Below are 16,573 nucleotides of genomic sequence, written 5' to 3' on the forward strand. Positions count from 1 at the left end.
AAATCTATCCTATGAATTTGTTATAATAGTTTTTTGAGAAATTTAAGATTGATAAATCCAATATTTTTTTGTAATAGATTATTTATGTAATGAAGTAGAGGTGAATCATAAGTGAAGCAGGTGTTGGTAATTAAGAATGAAAGGTCTTTGGCAAAAAAAATTGTAAGCGGGCTAAAGCAAGAAGGCTATTTCATTTTAACACTTCACAATGAAAATAAAGGTTTAAATATAGTATATGAGCAAGATTGGGATATTATCGTATTGGATTGGGATTCGTTAAGTATATCTGGACCCGAAATTTGCAGACAAATACGGGCTGTTAAAACGACACCGATCATTATTGTTACCGATAATGTGTCTAGCAAGGATTGCATAGCCGGATTGCAAGCAGGCGCAGATGATTATATAAGAAAACCGTTTGTAAAAGAAGAATTAGTAGCAAGGATAAAAGTTATTCTAAGAAGAGGGGACGTTATCCAGACAAACGAGACTGATTTCTATCGGTTTAAGGATATCTTCGTTGATGCATCATGCAATATTGTGGCAAAAGGTGGCGAAAATCTCCCGCTTACTAAGCGCGAGTATGATTTACTAGTATTTTTAATCAAAAATAAAAATAAAATATTGAGCCGTGAAGTGCTATTGAATCAGGTTTGGGGATATGACTTAGCTGTCAATCCAAATGTAGTGGATTTATATATTGGGTATTTAAGGAAAAAGCTAAAATGCGAGAAGAAAGATCGATATATTCAAACAATCCATGGTAGAGGTTATTCAATGATTGAATAGTAACAAGAAGATAATAGGTATCGTGCAGTTTGTCACAGTAAGCAATATTAAACATAATCGAAATAAACGAGTAAAACAGTTTCAACCGTTTTGCTCTTTTTTTTGTTCTATTAAATCGAGTAAGCAAACAGTTTTTTGAAGGTATTGAAGAGGCAGAAACATATTTTCCTTTTTTGTATCCAATTTATGCTTGATGTAACTTTATTTATTAATTTATATCCTTCACAAGATTTTCACATAATTAATCACTATACTATTCCACAGGACGAACAAATGAAAATGATTATCAATAGCGATTAGGATGGCAAGCAACTACAATCCAACTCAATCTATAGAGGTCATCATTTTCAAAATAAATTACAGTATAAGGAGTATATGTATGAAGAAATCTATGTTTTTAAAATTTGTTGGTATTTTGGCAGTTTTGACTTTGATGCTAGTAGCTTGTTCAGATTCAAGTAATAAAACGAACGAAGAGTCAACGCCTAAAGATAACGGAAGTGAAGAGGTTGCTAAGCCTACGACGGTTGAAATCACTGATGCCCATGGAACTGTTACTGTTCCTGTAAACCCAAAGAATGTAGTTGCTTTGGATAATAGAACTTTTGAAACGTTAGCTGATTGGAATATTGAACTAGTAGCTGTTCCAAAGGATGTAATGCCTGCGGATTCACCATATGTAAAGGACGATTCAGTTCAAAATATTGGAAATCACCGCGAACCAAATCTTGAAATTATCGCAGCTGCAAACCCTGAGCTAGTAATTATTGGTCAAAGGTTTGCTGGCTTTTATGAAGATATCAAAAAATTAGTGCCAAATGCAGCTGTTATTGATCTGAATGTTGATGTTTCTGAGGAAACTGCAACGCCTGGTGAAAACTTAGTAAATGGACTTAAAAATTCTACAATTGCTTTAGGACAAATTTTCGATAAAAATGAAGAAGCGAAACAAGTGGTAGCTGATTTTGATAAAGTAATCGAAAATGCAAAATCTGCTTATAATGGAACAGATAAAGTGATGAGTGTTATTGTTTCTGGTGGGGATATTGGTTTTGCAGCTCCACATTCTGGACGTGTGTGGGGACCAATGTATGAAATTTTCGGTTGGGCTCCAGCACTAGAAGTTGCTGATTCTACGACTGATCATAAAGGTGATGAAGTTTCTGTTGAAGCAATTGCACAAAGTAATCCGGATTGGTTGTTCGTATTAGACCGTGATGCAGCAACATCTGATGCAGCAACATCAGCGCCTGCCCAGGATGTTATTGCTAACGCACCTGCTCTCCAAAAAACAACGGCTGTTTCTAAAGAACAGATTATTTATGCACCGGCAGATACTTACACGAATGAATCAATTCAGACTTATATAGAGTTATTTGAAAATCTTGCAAATACTTTAGCTAAGTAGTGTAAAGGAGTATGAAATAGTGCCAAAAAATATAATTTCTAGGGTTGAGAATTTTTCTCAACCCCAGTTTTATAACCATAATAAGATATGTACAAAACCTTTTATATTAGCGATTATAGTTGTTATTATTTTAGGCATTATATCACTGTTTACTGGAGTTTATGATATACGTGGACAAGAGGATGGAATGGAGATGTTTTTCATAACTCGTGTTCCTAGAACAGCTGCATTGATGCTTACAGGAGCTGCAATGTCAATGGCGGGACTCGTCATGCAACTGATTACACAGAATCGCTTTGTTGAACCTACTACAACGGGGACTATTGAATGGTCAGGATTAGGACTGCTCCTAGTTTATTTATTATTTCCTTCCCCAACTTTAGTTCAAAGAATGACTGGTGCAATCATTTTTTCTTTTATAGGAACGATGATTTTCTTTTTATTTTTAAGAAGAGTTAAGCTTCGTTCGTCTTTAATTGTTCCAATTATTGGATTAATGCTTGGAGCAGTCATTTCTGCAGTGTCCACTTTTATGGGACTTCTTTTTCAAATGACGCAGAGCATTGAAACTTGGTTTGTAGGTTCTTTTGCGGCCGTTCAGGTGGGAAGATATGAATATTTATGGCTAATTGTGATCGTTACTTTGCTTATTTTTATTTATGCAAATAGATTAACCTTAGCTGGACTAGGTGAAGATGTCGCAACAAGCCTTGGCGTTAATTACAATAGGATTGTTCTTTTGGGGACAGCCCTTATTTCTTTTGCAGTTGGAATTGTTGCAGCTGTTATTGGAAACTTACCTTTCTTGGGGTTAATTGTTCCAAACATTGTGTCAATGTTTAGAGGCGATGATCTTAGAAGTAATTTACCTTGGGTATGTTTGATTGGAATGGGGACTATAACTGCCTGTGACATCATTTCCCGTACAATTATTATGCCTTTTGAAGTACCTGTTTCTTTAATACTTGGAACAGTAGGATCGGTCGTATTTATAACGATTTTATTGAGACAAAGAAAACCGAGGAGGCTACGATGACCACATTCGAATATAGAAATAAAGATAATGTCGAAATCGATGCTAGCCTTCAGAATGAAAATAGATCAGCTAGGGCTTTTCGTACTAAGAAGGAGGAAAGACGCTATTGGATTATACTGATAACATTGATTGCTTTAGGCATCCTTTCTTCATATGGACTTTTAGTGTATAACAATCCGGTTCCAATAGATTCGCCTTCATTTATTCCTGTTGTAATGAGACGAATAGTAGCCCTTGTCGCCATGATTATTGCTGCAGTTTGTCAGAGCCTGTCGACTGTTGCTTTTCAATCGATTACAAATAATAGGATTATAACGCCTTCGCTGTTAGGCTTCGAATCACTTTATTCAACAATTCATACTAGTACAATCTTTTTCTTTGGTGCTAGTGCATTAATAAATTTTAGTGGTATTGGATCATTTTTATTTCAGGTTGTTGTTATGGTCTTGATGAGTTTGATTTTGTATGGATGGTTGCTTTCCGGTAAATATGGAAATTTACAATTGATGCTTTTAGTTGGCATTATTATAGGGACTGGGCTAAATTCTGTGTCAACTTTCATGAGAAGACTACTTGCGCCTTCAGAGTTTGATATTTTACAGGCGAGATTGTTTGGTTCTGTTAATAATGCGGATTCTGCCTATTTTCCTATTGTCATTCCTATGGTAATCATTGTAGCGATATTACTTCTTGCTCATTCTAAGAATTTGAATATATTATCATTAGGCAAGGATGTTGCTACTACTTTTGGAGTTAAATATCAACCTAGTGTCATTTATACACTTGTATTAGTTGCCATTTTAATGTCCATTTCAACGGCTTTGATTGGACCACTTACTTTCTATGGCTTTTTAGTAGCCACTCTAAGCTATCAGGCAGCATCGACTTATGATCATCGATATATTTTTCCAATGGCTCTTGCTATAGGCTTTTTGATCATAACGAGTGCATACTTTTTGATGTATCATGTATTCCATGCTCAAGGTGTAGTTTCAGTTATTATTGAATTATTTGGTGGAATCATATTTTTAACTGTGATTTTAAGGAAGAGGGCTTTATGATAAAAATTGATAATGTTAAAAAGTTCTATACTGATAAGGTGAAAATTGGACCTTTGGATATTGAAATACCAAAAGCTGGTTTTACTTCATTAATTGGACCAAATGGTGCCGGAAAGTCTACGACACTTTTGATGATTGGAAGACTTTTGGATATGGAAGAAGGTCAAATTCAGGTAGCAAATATGAATATTTCTGAATCCAAATCAAAAGACTTAGCAAAAATTTTAACTATATTGCGACAAGAAAATCATTTTGTCACTAGGCTTACGATTAGACAACTAGTTGGATTTGGACGCTTTCCTTATTCAAAGGGAAGATTAACTAAAGAGGATGAGATGATTATTTCTAAATATATCGATTTCTTAGATTTAACGGATTTAGAAAATCGATATTTAGATGAGCTTTCTGGTGGCCAAAGACAAAGGGCATATGTAGCGATGGTTTTATGCCAAGAAACTGAATATGTACTTTTAGACGAGCCTTTGAATAACCTTGATGTTGCTCGTTCTGTTCAAATGATGGAGCATTTGAGACGCGCGGCCAATGAATTTGGAAGAACAATTCTGACTGTTATGCATGATATAAATTTTGCAGCCAAATATTCTGATAGAATTTGTGCTATGAAAGATGGACAAATTGCTGCTTTTGGGACAGTAGAAGAGGTTATGGACTCAAAAATTTTGACAGATATTTTTGAAACAAAAATAGAAATTATCGAAGGACCTTATGGGCCAATCGCTGTTTATTAGCTTAAATTTTTTTGAAAAAAGCATTCCGAAAAAAAGCTGTCATAAAAATTAATAGACAATTAAATTATTTATTGTAGCTTGCACAGATGATAACAGCTACTATAGTTGAAGTTGCTGTTTGTATTTTACAGGCGGCGGCTTTTTCAAATGCCATTGCCATAATGTTTGGTAGTCTTTTAGACTGCGAGATTGGCTTTACAAATGAAAAAGGGATTTCAACCTCTTTATCATACAGCGAAGGCGTCTTAAGTTAAGTGGGAGAATGCTACGAAAAAAAAGTTTATTTATATGTTGACAAAATAAATGATAATGATTATCATTATCATATAAAGAATATTCCTCGACTACAATACAGTGTAGAGAGGATGAACTTTAGCTACTTTTCTCCAGAAGTTTGCTAGTTCATGATTACGCTCCTGAAACCCCCCTCATTTTTTGGGAACGTTAAAAATTTCAGATGGTTCATTCTATAATAGAATGTAGCTGTCTACATTATGAAATCCATTTACTAGACATTAGTAAATGGATTTTTTTTAGTCATTATACTTTTAATCTTTCGTCCATTCGGCTACTTTATCTTGATTGTTATCAATCCATTTTTTAGCAGCCTCCGTGGCACTCATACCTTCCATAATATCAAACATCACACTTTCTATGTCTTCAGCAGTCCAGTGGAAACGATCAAGGACACGATAGGCTTCAGGGGCATCCTCTTTCAAGCCATTACGGGCAAAAGTGCCAATATATTCTTCCGTCCCATATAAACCTTTCGGGTCATCTAAATACTTTAAATCATAGGCGTTAAAGATCCAGTGTGGTGACCAACCTGTGATGATGATTTCTTCATTATTGGAGATGGCTTGGCTAAGGGCTGCGGTCATTGCACCGGCAGACGAGGTCAATACATGCCAACCTTCCAGATTTTTATATTCCTTATAGGCATTTTCTGTCGTAGCCATCATATTAGCTCCTGGTTCAATTCCTGTAATTGTTTGATTAGCTTGGTTTGTTAAATCTTCAATAGAATCGACATCCATATAACTTGGAACGACTAAACCAATCTTAGCACCAGTTAGATTTTCACCTAAATTCTCTATTTTATCTTTGTATTTCTCTACTTGTGGGGCATGTGTTTGCGGTAACCAGGCAGATACCATACCGTCAACCTCTCCGTTTGCAAGTGCCTCCCACATGATCCCATTGTCTAAAGGTGTCAATGTTACCTTATATCCTAAATCCTCTAATACTTGTCCTACTACATGTGTAGAAGCAACCTCAGTATCCCATTCAACATAGGCTAAATTGATTTCATTTCTATTATTATTCTGCGTACCCTCACTTGCTGAACCACATGCAGATAAAACTAGTAGGCAGGCTAAAGCGAAACCAATTTTCCATAATCTTAGATATCTCATAAATTTCCCCTCTCCATCAACTCTTGAATTATTGTAAAAATTAAAAAATAAATAAGTAACAACTTTATTTTAAAAACAAGTTGTTACTTTTGTCAAATGGATGCTGTGCAAATCATTACGGGAATCATGGGATTGGCCGTGCAGTCTATATCGGGCTGCCCATAAATTTTTCTATTGATGACATATGATAGGTGAAAATGGAGACTGGGGTGCGAGGAGGCTTAGTATGCATTGGATTACAATTATTCTAATAGGAATCGCTGCGAATTTAGATAACTTGGGGATCGGCTTAGCTTATGGTGTCAAACAAGTTAAAATTCCAATTTTATCGAATGCCGTGATTGCTGTTATGTCAATGATTGTCACATATGTCGCAGTAACAGCAGGTAGCACAGTTGTTGAGTATATTTCACCGCATACTGCCAATTTATTAGGAAGTTTACTATTGTGTGTCATTGGTGTATGGACGTTAATGTCCAATAATTTTTCTAATAAACGGATAGCTGGCAATCCTGAATTATTTGATGAAGATAAAAATTTAGTGATTTCAACGCGTGAGGCAATGGCACTTGGTTTCGTATTATCAGCGAACTGTTTAGCAGGGGGTATTGCAATAGGTGCAAATGGCATCTCTGCCCTTTGGACGGTCATTTCCATCGGCGTGTTTTCGTTTATCACAGTTGGGGTGGGAAGTAGATGTGGCTCTTTACTATCAAAAACGTATATTGGCAAGCACTCTACAGCAATATCAGGATGGCTACTAATTATGATTGGTATTTTTGAGGTTTTTGCAAAATAACATCTAAAACGTATAAAAGTGATGGTCAATCACCATATTTTACAGATTATAAACAATATCTATGCTGCTAACAAAATCTTTAATTAAGAGAATGGGTAACCATTAGTAAGTATTGAAAAAATATTTCTTGTGCATTAAATGAATACATCACCCTTAGAATGTAACCATATTTTGGTTATATTCTTTTTATTAGGAGGAAAATTTGACATATTGAGGACTAATTTGGTTAAACAGTTGACATACACTGGTATCAGCGATTATTCTTGGGAGTAGAATCGTAATTGAGAATAATTTTCGTTTAGGTGGAAGTGCTTTCATACGAATATTTTTTCAATTATGATGTTTTACTATGACTAAAGGAGGCGTGCAACACATGAAGAAAATGCTCATGTTGATCATGCTTGTTAGTATTGTCGTTGTTAACTTAGGGCTGACACAAGCATCTGCTCAACTGGCTGATGGCACACATTCGATAAAGTATCAGGTCAATAAACCTGATAGTAACTCTGCATCTATTGCAAACGACTATTTTGTAAAACCGGCAAACGTAACGGTGAAAAATGGCACAGCTACTGTGCAAATTACCCTAAAAAACAGTGCATGGATTACAAAATTTCAACCGCCTGGTGGCGCAACTGTTGTCAGTGAAGATAAAGCGGCAGACACACGTACTGTACAATTCACGGTTAAAGATTTATCCCAACCAGTAGTAACATCCATGAAAATTGATATTGATGATATTAATTATCACCATGAATATAGCGTGTCGCTTGTATTTGATGCCGTATCGACTGCTAGCTCTACAGCTTCGACTCAACAAACAACGTCAAATGAATCCAAAGCGTCCACAGCTTCTACTACAGAAAGTCAAGTGTCGAATCCACAAACAGGTGATGCAACACCTTACCTATTAATTGTAGCTTTAGTGGGGTCAGCATTTTTACTTTATAGAAAAAAACTACAAACAAAAACGGAGGGTCAATAAATGGCTAAAAAACGTCAATCTCGCGCAACTAAAATAGTACTAGCTTCATTGCTAGCTGCATCTCTTTCAGTTCCATCCTTTGCATCTGCAGCAGAGGTAGTAACAACAAATACAGAAGTAAAAGCAGAAGCAACGAAAGCTGACAAAACGGCATCAGTTATCAATTTCAAAATCTTCAAACCTGGTACAACAGAAGATCAGCCTGCTATTAGTTCTCATCTAGTACCACAGGGTTCAATCGTTGAAAAAGACGGGAAATTTGAAGCAACTTTAACGGTTACAGCAAAATCGGCACCAATGATTGCGGGTCTACAAACAAAGCAGGGCGATAAATATGTAGATGCAACTGAAGTGAAAAATAGCGACGGCACAATTACATACAGTTTCCCTGTGGTTGTTGATGAAGTTAAATCAGCAAAAATCCATGTAGTCGTTCCTTCTGCAAATATGGACAAATGGTATGAATTTGATTTAAAAGCAGTGAAAGAAGATGTTAAAGAAGAAGTAAAAGAAGAAGTTAAAGTGAACGAAGTAGCTGTCACTGTTTATAAAAATGGTACAACAGAAGAATCGATCATGAAACAATATATTGCACCAAAAGTAGGCATTTCTGCTAAAGACGGTAAAAACATCGTGACAATGACATTCCCTCAAGGGCAATATGTAAAAGGTTTCACTGTAGAGGGCAAAGAAGCAACTTTAGTGAAACAAGACGATGCTACAAATGCACGCACATACTCATTTGAAGTAGCAGATTTAAAGAAACTTGTGAATGCTCAATTACACATCGTTGTTGATGAGCCAGCACAAGGTGTGAAATATGATTCAAATCATACAGTACAATTTAGCTTTGCTGTCGAAGGTGCAGTAAAACCAGTTGTAAATCCATTTAAAGATATTAGTAAAGATGCAAATAAAGAAGCAATCTTATCACTTTACAGTTTAGGAATTGTTAAAGGTCAAGACTACTTCAAACCAAACGACAATATTACACGTTCTCAATTTGCTTTAATGGTGGCACGTGCATTGAACGTAACTTCTACAAAAGATGCTGGGTTTAAAGATACAGGTAAACTTAGCGCTGAAGCAGTACAAGCAATTAATGCATTAGCTGAAGCAGGAATTGTTAAAAAAGCAACGAACTTTAATCCGAATGATACATTAACTCGTCAACAAGCGGCTGTAATGATCTATCGTACAGTAACACATGTAGCAGGTAAAGAAATGAACTTTGGTGACCCAAGTCTTACTTACTATGCTGATGGAGCAAAAGTGAAAGATGAAGAAGCGAAAAAAGCCTTTGCACTTCTGTATGCAGGTAAAGTCATGACTGGTTCACCTACTGCAGATGGTAAAACTGTTATCGATGCGAATAGCCCATTAAAACGTTCACATATGGCGAAAATTTTAAATGGCTCATTGCAATACTTGAATAAATAATGATCTTAACAGCAACTTCCTTTCTCACATTTATGGGGAAGGAAGTTCCTGTGCTTTTAAAGAAATGGGAGGCTAGCATGTAATGACACAAAAGAGAAGTAACCTTTGCCTAGTGGTTATTTTTTCAATTATATTGTTCTTTTTTTCTCCGTCCCTTTTTCTACAAGCAAAAGCTGAGGATTCTGCTATCGCAGATGGTAGTTATCAAGTTGAACTAAGTTTTTCTCCTATCGAAGGCTTTGAAGGAAGCCTTTTTAAAGATGTAGCAATGCTCTCAGTTAAGAATGAGCACTATCAATTAACAATGGCTCTTGAAGAGCTAAGTCCTATCAGCGATATACATATCGAACAGCTAGGCCATGATCTTTCTTTCACATTGGATAAAATAGAAAATTTAGTTCAGTTTGATGTTTTAGCGTTACAACAACCAATTATCATCAATGGCAGTGTAGAGCTTGCAACAGAAGAACAATATGCCTCGTTTTCCCAAGAGCTTCACCTAAACATGCAGACATTATCACCAAATATTTCGCAAGGTGAAGACGATAAAGAAGTAGTGGAGGAAATAGATGCTGAGGAAATAACGGGTCAGGAATGGGCTTTAAATTATGTTTTAATGGTAGATGGTAAACAAGAACCTTCTATTATGAATAGTTATGTAAAGCCTGTGGCAAAAGTGATTGAAAAAGATGGTAGATACTATGCGCAAATGACGATTTTACAATCAGCTTGGGTCACAGGGCTAAAGGTAGATTATAAAGGGGAGCAAGTTGAACCTAAACAGCTTTCACTTTTAGATAATGTACGGATTGTGGAATTTGAGGTTGAAGATTTAGCACAAGCATTACGAATGTGGGTAAAGATCGATATTCTTGACATTTCTTATCACCATCAATATTTTGTTCAGTTAGTATTTGATGAAACACAAGTTGCAAAGGTTTTAGATAAGCCCTCTAAAGTAACAGCTTCTAAACCCGTTGTCAGTGATAAAGCGGCGAATCGAGTAGTGAAAGAACAAGTGAAAAAACCATCTATACAAGCCACTATTGTGGAGGAAACAAACTCTGCTAAATCAGAAGAACCAACTTCCCAGACGATGCTCGTTGTGCCACTGGATGAAAAATTAGCATTTGATCGGACACTTGATGAATCAGTGGATAAAGGGGAAGAAGATGAACCAGAGGAAGACATAAAAGATGAAGCCACAACTGAAAAGGTAATGAATACTTCTACGACACCCCAGCAGATTGAACCGTTAAATATAGTGAAAATTATATTGCTTATCGTTATTTGCCTAGTATCAGGCTGGCTACTCATTCGACGTCTTAAAAAAATAAAAAATGACAGAGTGAAGCAAAAATAAGTGGGAGATGACACAATGAAAAAGGATTGGAAAATAGGGCTACTGTTGTTGACATTACTATCTCTGCTTCTTGCAGCTTGTAGTGGCAGTGACAAGCCAGCAGTGAAGGAGAAAACGGTTGCTGAAGAAGAACAAGGAACAGAAGAGAGTGAGCAACGTATCATTGCTGGAACAGTTGTGGTGGCAGATATTCTAGATAAGCTGGATTTGGATGCGATCGCTGTACCAGAAACGGAAAAGCAATTAGCAAAACGTTTTGAAGGTCTACCGACTATCGGCAATGCAATGGAGCCTGATATGGAAATTGTGAAATCATTAAATCCGACAGAAGTATTATCTGTATCGACATTAGAATACGATTTGCAGGATAAGTTTAAACAATTGAATATCCCTGTCGACTTTTTAAATTTTCAAAGTGTGGATGCCATGTTTACGGAAATCACAACACTTGGTGAACGCTATAATCGTGTAACACAAGTTGAGGGCCTAGTACAGGATCTACAGAAAAATATTGAAGCGGTACAAAGTGTTGCGGCAAATAAAGAAGGCCCTCGTGTTTTAATCTTACTTGGTATTCCAGGGAGCTATTTAGTGGCAACTGAAAATTCCTACGCAGGTGATCTTGTTAAGCGAGCAGGGGGAATCAATGTAATGGAAGGTCAGGACGCTGAATATTTATCTTCCAATACAGAGTATCTACATAACAGTAATCCTGATATTATTTTACGTTTATCACATGGTATGCCAGATGAAGTTGTGAAAATGTTCGATGAGGAATTTAAAACAAATGATATTTGGAAACATTTTGATGCAGTGAAAAACGGAAAAGTCTATGATTTAGAGGAAGAATTATTCGGGACGACAGCCTCCTTACAAGTACCACAAGCTTTAGGACAACTGATGGAAATCTTCTATCGTAAATAGTAATTAGAATTGTCGCTCGTATGATCAGTATTTGTACTTATCATAGAGCGTTTTTCTTATCTTTATAGAATTTAAACATAGAAAAAGGAAGTCCAATATGACAAAAAGAATCGTCAGTTTTTTAATTGTAATTGTTTTATTACTTGTGACAGTCGTTTATTCAGCCACAACAGGTAGCATTAAAATGGGCTTTTTTGAATTTATAGGAGCATTATTTGAAGAAGGAAATAGTCAAATGGAGGCAATTCGAGATTTACGTTTCCCACGCATCATTGTAGCATTATTTGCAGGTGCGGCACTTTCAGTATCTGGGGTGCTTTTACAGTCCGTAATGCGTAATCCATTGGCTGATGCTGGGGTAATCGGAATATCTTCTGGTGCAGCATTTGTACAGCTTTCTATCATTGCCTTTTTCCCTACATTATTTTTTATGACACCCGTCTTAGCATTTATGGGTGGTGCATTGGCTTGTTCGCTTGTATTTGCGCTCTCCTGGAAATCTGGCCTGAGTCCGCTTAAACTAATTTTAGTGGGTATTGCCATTAACGCTATGTTTACAGGATTAACAGAGGCACTTATTAGCTTGGGTGGTTCTCTAAATACATCAGCATCCAGTGTGATTGGCTCTAATTTAACGATGCGTACATGGAAAGATGTCTCTACAATTGTGACATATGGGACAATTGGATTGATTGGTGCATTTGCTTTATATAGCTGGTGTAATTTGCTAGTACTGCAAGACAAAACAGTTAAAAGTTTAGGGTTTCAAGTAGCTCGTGCGCGGTTACTCATTGCAGCTGTCGCTGTTTTATTAGCAGCTGTATCAGTTGTGGTGGCAGGCGTCATTTCGTTTGTGGGTCTCCTAGTACCTCACATTGCTCGAAGATTGGTTGGGCATGATCATGTCGTGCTCATTCCATTCACAGCATTAGCAGGTGCACTATTAATTTTACTGGCAGATACGATTGGCCGTACAATTGTTGCACCTATTGAAATTCCAGCCTCCACAATTATGGCAATAATCGGTGGCCCATTCTTAATATTCCTATTACGAAAAGAGTGACGAACATGGATATACAAGACATCATTGTTTCGCATGATAATACACGTAACCATTTAAATGGTGTTTCAACAACAATTGTCAAAGGTAAAATTACGACTATCATTGGTCCGAATGGCTGTGGGAAATCAACATTATTAAGTGTCATTTCTCGCCTTCATTCACCTAAAGCAGGGACTGTATCGTTAGAAAATAAAGATTTACTGCACTATAAGCCAAAGGAATTTGCTAAAAAACTGGCCATCGTGTATCAGCAAAATGATATACCAAAAGATTTAACAATAGAAAAATTAGTAGGATTCGGTCGTTTACCTCATCAAACAATGCTGAAAAAAAATCACGATGAAGATACGAAAGCAATTGAATGGGCACTTGCCTGTACAAATTTACAACATAAAGGCACAACCAATTTAGAGGCATTATCTGGTGGGGAAAGGCAGCGTGTATGGATTGCGATGGCGTTAGCACAACAATCAGAAATATTGTGTTTAGATGAACCCACAACCTATTTGGATATTTACTATCAAATTGAATTGTTAGAACTGGTGAAAACATTAAACGAGCAGCATGGTTTAACGATTATTATGGTGCTTCATGATATTAACCAAGCCATTCGCTATAGTGACCATATTATTTTGATGAAGGAAGGTCAAATTTTCGCAGAGGGTGCTCCACGTGATGTTATTACAAAAGAAGTGATTAAAGAAGTCTATGGAGTTGACGCGATATTTAATGAAGATAAACAGCTTGGCTATTATATGATGCCAATGGGGATATAAGATGGTGATCGGATGAAAAAAAAGGCATCAAAGTTGTTAACACTTGTATATTTAGCAATATTTTTATTTTCGGCTTTTTCACTTGCTAAGTACCTCTATACGTATTATGAAACATCAAAATCGTTAAAGGAAGTACAAGCCATTTATCAAGCCACATTGACAGCTATTAAAGAACAGCCAGCAGATCAAATGACGGAAAATCAAACGACAGATGATGTATCCACGTTACCTATAAGACCACAGTTTCATGATTTATTAGCGATCAATTCTCATATTGTTGGGTGGATTTCAGTGGATGGGACAAAACTTAATAATCCAATATTACAAGCTGATAACAATGACTTTTATTTAAATCATAACTATAAAGATCAGGAGAGTCGGGCCGGGAGTGTGTTCATGGATTATCGAAATAATATACTGGAAATGGACAAAAACACGGTTTTGTATGGACATGCTATGAAGAATAATACAATGTTTGGAAGTCTTAAAAATTACTTAAAGCAAGACTATGCAGATGAACATCCAATCCTATACCTTGATACCTTATATGAGGGCTATGATATTGAGGTTTTTGCTGCATATGAGACAACGATTGATTTCTATTATATTGAGACTGACTTTACTGGCAGGGAGGCTTATCAACAATTTTTGGAGGAAATACAGGAGCGGTCTGCTATTCAGATGGATGTTGATATAAGTCCAGACGATAAAATCCTTACTTTATCTACATGTAAGGATGCTGTCATGAGTGATGATCATCGCTTTGTCGTGCAAGGCAAATTAGTAAAACGTTGAGGGAAAGAATAGAAAGGGATGTACCGATGACTCGGACATCCTTTTTATGTATAAAAAATTTATTTTAATTACTTGACGTAACTAAATTATTAATATATAGTAGGTTACAGAAAGTAATTAAAACTTTTTATAAGCTAAGATGTAAACAAATAAGTAACTACAAATGTTTACCCTAACCAATTTTGGGTAACATAAAAACTGTAGTTGCTTCATATTTTAAAATATATCTCGAAATCGAGATAAAATCAACCAATTGGAGGAATTTATAATGGCAAAATGGAACATTGATTTAGGACACTCAGCAATTAACTTTCAAGTAAAGCACATGATGGTATCAAAAGTTAAAGGTGTATTTGACAGTTACTCAGCAGATATTGAGGCAGCAGATCTTGCAGATTTAACAACTGCTACTATTAGTTTTACAATTGATCCAGCGAGCATTAATACACGTAGTGAAGACCGCGATAATCATTTAAAAGCAGCAGATTTCTTTGATGCAGAAAAATATCCAACGATTACGTTTAAATCTACAAACATTGCTAAAAAAGCAGGCGATGAATATGCAGTAACTGGTGATTTAACAATTAAAGACGTTACAAAATCAGTAACGTTTGATACAGAATTTAATGGAAAAGGCACAAATCCATGGGGTCAAGAAGTATATGGCTTTGAAGCTGAAACAACAATTAATCGTGAAGACTTTGGCCTAACTTGGAACGCAGCATTAGAAACTGGTGGCGTTCTTGTTGGGAAAGATATTAAAGTAACGGTTGAATTAGAAATTAATCCAGCTTAAAAATAGATAGCTAGGGCATGTTTGAAGTAATCTTCAAGCATGCTTTTTATATAGCCCAAGATAGATACTTGTTAATGAAGCAATCTTGTAAAAAGAATTTGTGAAAAATTACCAACAAATAAGTTTCTTGCATATTTTTAGTAATTACTGCATATAAATCATCATATTGTTTTTGGGGGCGATAGGATGAATGTATTAGTGACAGGTGGCTATGGTTTTATTGGCAGTGCAGTAGGTAGGCGTTTTTTTGAAGAAGGTGCAACGGTTTATATTATTGATAATTTAAGTACGGGGCATTTACGGAATGTTGACTTTGAGCATAAATCCTATCTGTTAAATGTTGAGGATGAGGTTTGCGAGCATCTTTTTAAGGAAATAAACTTTGATGTGGTCGTCCATTGTGCAGCGCAAACGAGCGTGCAACAGTCTATCCAGGAGCCAGTAAAGGATATTTTGACCAATATAGTTGGGCTCAGCCAAATGCTTTTTTTATCATCCAAGTATAAGGTACAGCACTTTGTCTTTGCCTCCTCAGCAGCTGTTTATGGAGATAGTCACTATCCTCCATTAGAAGAATCAGATGTCTGTGAACCAATATCTATGTACGGATTAAATAAGAGCATTGGCGAAACCTACTGTGAGAAATGGCAAAAAGATTATCGTTTGCCCGTTCTCATTTATAGATTTGCCAATGTTTTCGGTCCAAGACAGCAAATGCAAGGTGAAGCAGCTGTGATTCCAAGTATGTTAAAAAGCAGTATGGCAGGTAAACCTTTTACGATTTATGGTGATGGTGAACAAACGCGTGATTTCATTTATGTTGATGATATTGCAGATGCTATTTACGCAGGTGTATCTGCACGTTTACAAGGTACGTATAATGTATCCACCAATGAGGCTTGGTCTATTCACCAAGTCATCTTACTGCTCCAACATTTAAATCATCCACTTGAAATTCAATATGCCCCAGCACGAGAAGGAGATATTGAACACTCGTTTTTAAATAATGACAAATTAGCCAATGCCATTGGTTGGAAGCCCAAAACTTCATTTGCAGAAGGAATCGAACGTACATTGCATGCGCTACAAAATGAAAAGTTAGCAGAAATTCAACAAAATAGTGGATAAAGGCAATAAAGTATGTGGGCATATTACATTGAGTAATATGTTGCAT

At 36.2% G+C, this 16,573-nt stretch carries 17 protein-coding genes; 16 read left to right on the forward strand and 1 reads right to left on the reverse strand.

The genetic code is table 11. The features are described 5' to 3' along the window. Positions 1–111 precede the first annotated feature (111 nt). The 6 genes from MHB65_RS03730 (at position 112) to MHB65_RS03755 (ending at position 5,297) form a co-directional block, all read left to right on the forward strand. A complete protein-coding gene (locus MHB65_RS03730; RefSeq protein ID WP_342442528.1) occupies positions 112–789 on the forward strand; it encodes a response regulator transcription factor in 678 nt (225 codons plus the stop codon). Between the two features lie 379 nt (positions 790–1,168). After that, positions 1,169–2,197 (forward strand): siderophore ABC transporter substrate-binding protein, encoded by a 1,029-nt coding sequence (locus MHB65_RS03735; protein ID WP_342442529.1) that lies wholly within the window; start codon positions 1,169–1,171, stop codon positions 2,195–2,197. Between the two features lie 19 nt (positions 2,198–2,216). Beyond that, the gene (locus tag MHB65_RS03740) at positions 2,217–3,233 is read left to right on the forward strand and encodes an iron chelate uptake ABC transporter family permease subunit (RefSeq protein ID WP_342442530.1); all 1,017 of its coding nucleotides are present in this window, start codon (positions 2,217–2,219) and stop codon (positions 3,231–3,233) included. Beyond that, positions 3,230–4,294: an iron chelate uptake ABC transporter family permease subunit gene (locus MHB65_RS03745; RefSeq protein ID WP_342442531.1), complete on the forward strand. Its 1,065-nt coding sequence runs from the start codon at positions 3,230–3,232 to the stop codon at positions 4,292–4,294. Before MHB65_RS03740 ends, MHB65_RS03745 begins: the two co-directional genes overlap by 4 nt. Continuing rightward, the gene (locus MHB65_RS03750; protein ID WP_342442532.1) at positions 4,291–5,043 is read left to right on the forward strand and encodes an ATP-binding cassette domain-containing protein; all 753 of its coding nucleotides are present in this window, start codon (positions 4,291–4,293) and stop codon (positions 5,041–5,043) included. Before MHB65_RS03745 ends, MHB65_RS03750 begins: the two co-directional genes overlap by 4 nt. Before the next feature lie 86 nt (positions 5,044–5,129). After that, complete coding sequence (locus tag MHB65_RS03755; protein WP_342442533.1) at positions 5,130–5,297, forward strand: hypothetical protein; 168 nt, start codon at positions 5,130–5,132, stop codon at positions 5,295–5,297. Positions 5,298–5,591: 294 nt separating this feature from the next. Here the strand turns inward: MHB65_RS03755 and MHB65_RS03760 are convergent, their stop codons facing one another. After that, the gene (locus MHB65_RS03760; RefSeq protein ID WP_342442534.1) at positions 5,592–6,458 is read right to left on the reverse strand and encodes a glycine betaine ABC transporter substrate-binding protein; all 867 of its coding nucleotides are present in this window, start codon (positions 6,456–6,458) and stop codon (positions 5,592–5,594) included. Positions 6,459–6,684: 226 nt separating this feature from the next. On the opposite strand from MHB65_RS03760, the gene MHB65_RS03765 reads away from it, so the two are divergent. The 10 genes from MHB65_RS03765 (at position 6,685) to MHB65_RS03810 (ending at position 16,527) form a co-directional block, all read left to right on the forward strand. Beyond that, positions 6,685–7,257 carry a manganese efflux pump gene (locus MHB65_RS03765; protein ID WP_205441455.1) on the forward strand — a complete coding sequence of 191 codons (573 nt, stop codon included), beginning with the start codon at positions 6,685–6,687 and terminating at the stop codon, positions 7,255–7,257. Between the two features lie 373 nt (positions 7,258–7,630). Then, positions 7,631–8,242 carry a heme uptake protein IsdC gene (gene isdC / locus MHB65_RS03770; RefSeq protein ID WP_342442535.1) on the forward strand — a complete coding sequence of 204 codons (612 nt, stop codon included), beginning with the start codon at positions 7,631–7,633 and terminating at the stop codon, positions 8,240–8,242. Further along, positions 8,243–9,682, forward strand: coding sequence for an NEAT domain-containing protein (locus MHB65_RS03775; RefSeq protein ID WP_205441472.1), 1,440 nt, complete (start codon positions 8,243–8,245; stop codon positions 9,680–9,682). Positions 9,683–9,764: 82 nt separating this feature from the next. Next, on the forward strand, positions 9,765–11,045 hold the full coding sequence (locus tag MHB65_RS03780) for an NEAT domain-containing protein (protein ID WP_342442536.1): 1,281 nt from the start codon (positions 9,765–9,767) through the stop codon (positions 11,043–11,045). Between the two features lie 15 nt (positions 11,046–11,060). Further along, positions 11,061–11,969, forward strand: coding sequence for a heme ABC transporter substrate-binding protein IsdE (isdE, locus tag MHB65_RS03785; RefSeq protein ID WP_342442537.1), 909 nt, complete (start codon positions 11,061–11,063; stop codon positions 11,967–11,969). 97 nt (positions 11,970–12,066) lie between these two features. Further along, positions 12,067–13,032 (forward strand): iron ABC transporter permease, encoded by a 966-nt coding sequence (locus MHB65_RS03790; protein ID WP_342442538.1) that lies wholly within the window; start codon positions 12,067–12,069, stop codon positions 13,030–13,032. A 5-nt stretch (positions 13,033–13,037) separates the two neighbouring features. Further along, positions 13,038–13,808, forward strand: coding sequence for an ABC transporter ATP-binding protein (locus MHB65_RS03795; protein ID WP_342442539.1), 771 nt, complete (start codon positions 13,038–13,040; stop codon positions 13,806–13,808). A 12-nt stretch (positions 13,809–13,820) separates the two neighbouring features. Next, positions 13,821–14,603 (forward strand): class B sortase, encoded by a 783-nt coding sequence (gene srtB, locus MHB65_RS03800; RefSeq protein ID WP_342442540.1) that lies wholly within the window; start codon positions 13,821–13,823, stop codon positions 14,601–14,603. A gap of 268 nt (positions 14,604–14,871) precedes the next feature. Beyond that, on the forward strand, positions 14,872–15,399 hold the full coding sequence (locus MHB65_RS03805; RefSeq protein ID WP_205441488.1) for a YceI family protein: 528 nt from the start codon (positions 14,872–14,874) through the stop codon (positions 15,397–15,399). Between the two features lie 186 nt (positions 15,400–15,585). Further along, positions 15,586–16,527 carry an NAD-dependent epimerase/dehydratase family protein gene (locus tag MHB65_RS03810; protein WP_205441490.1) on the forward strand — a complete coding sequence of 314 codons (942 nt, stop codon included), beginning with the start codon at positions 15,586–15,588 and terminating at the stop codon, positions 16,525–16,527. Positions 16,528–16,573: the final 46 nt, after the last annotated feature.

It is taken from the genome of Lysinibacillus sp. FSL K6-0075 (assembly GCF_038592945.1).
Lineage (GTDB): Bacteria > Bacillota > Bacilli > Bacillales_A > Planococcaceae > Lysinibacillus > Lysinibacillus fusiformis_F.

Bases quoted from the DNA above. Each gene is read 5' to 3' on its own strand.
- MHB65_RS03735 (WP_342442529.1), top strand. From the start codon at position 1,169: ATGAAGAAATCTATGTTTTTAAAATTTGTTGGTATTTTGGCAGTTTTG.
- MHB65_RS03745 (WP_342442531.1), top strand. From the start codon at position 3,230: ATGACCACATTCGAATATAGAAATAAAGATAATGTCGAAATCGATGCT.
- MHB65_RS03750 (WP_342442532.1), top strand. From the start codon at position 4,291: ATGATAAAAATTGATAATGTTAAAAAGTTCTATACTGATAAGGTGAAA.
- MHB65_RS03755 (WP_342442533.1), top strand. From the start codon at position 5,130: ATGATAACAGCTACTATAGTTGAAGTTGCTGTTTGTATTTTACAGGCG.
- MHB65_RS03760 (WP_342442534.1), bottom strand. From the start codon at position 6,458: ATGAGATATCTAAGATTATGGAAAATTGGTTTCGCTTTAGCCTGCCTA.
- MHB65_RS03765 (WP_205441455.1), top strand. From the start codon at position 6,685: ATGCATTGGATTACAATTATTCTAATAGGAATCGCTGCGAATTTAGAT.
- isdC (WP_342442535.1), top strand. From the start codon at position 7,631: ATGAAGAAAATGCTCATGTTGATCATGCTTGTTAGTATTGTCGTTGTT.
- MHB65_RS03775 (WP_205441472.1), top strand. From the start codon at position 8,243: ATGGCTAAAAAACGTCAATCTCGCGCAACTAAAATAGTACTAGCTTCA.
- MHB65_RS03780 (WP_342442536.1), top strand. From the start codon at position 9,765: ATGACACAAAAGAGAAGTAACCTTTGCCTAGTGGTTATTTTTTCAATT.
- isdE (WP_342442537.1), top strand. From the start codon at position 11,061: ATGAAAAAGGATTGGAAAATAGGGCTACTGTTGTTGACATTACTATCT.
- MHB65_RS03790 (WP_342442538.1), top strand. From the start codon at position 12,067: ATGACAAAAAGAATCGTCAGTTTTTTAATTGTAATTGTTTTATTACTT.
- MHB65_RS03795 (WP_342442539.1), top strand. From the start codon at position 13,038: ATGGATATACAAGACATCATTGTTTCGCATGATAATACACGTAACCAT.
- srtB (WP_342442540.1), top strand. From the start codon at position 13,821: ATGAAAAAAAAGGCATCAAAGTTGTTAACACTTGTATATTTAGCAATA.
- MHB65_RS03805 (WP_205441488.1), top strand. From the start codon at position 14,872: ATGGCAAAATGGAACATTGATTTAGGACACTCAGCAATTAACTTTCAA.
- MHB65_RS03810 (WP_205441490.1), top strand. From the start codon at position 15,586: ATGAATGTATTAGTGACAGGTGGCTATGGTTTTATTGGCAGTGCAGTA.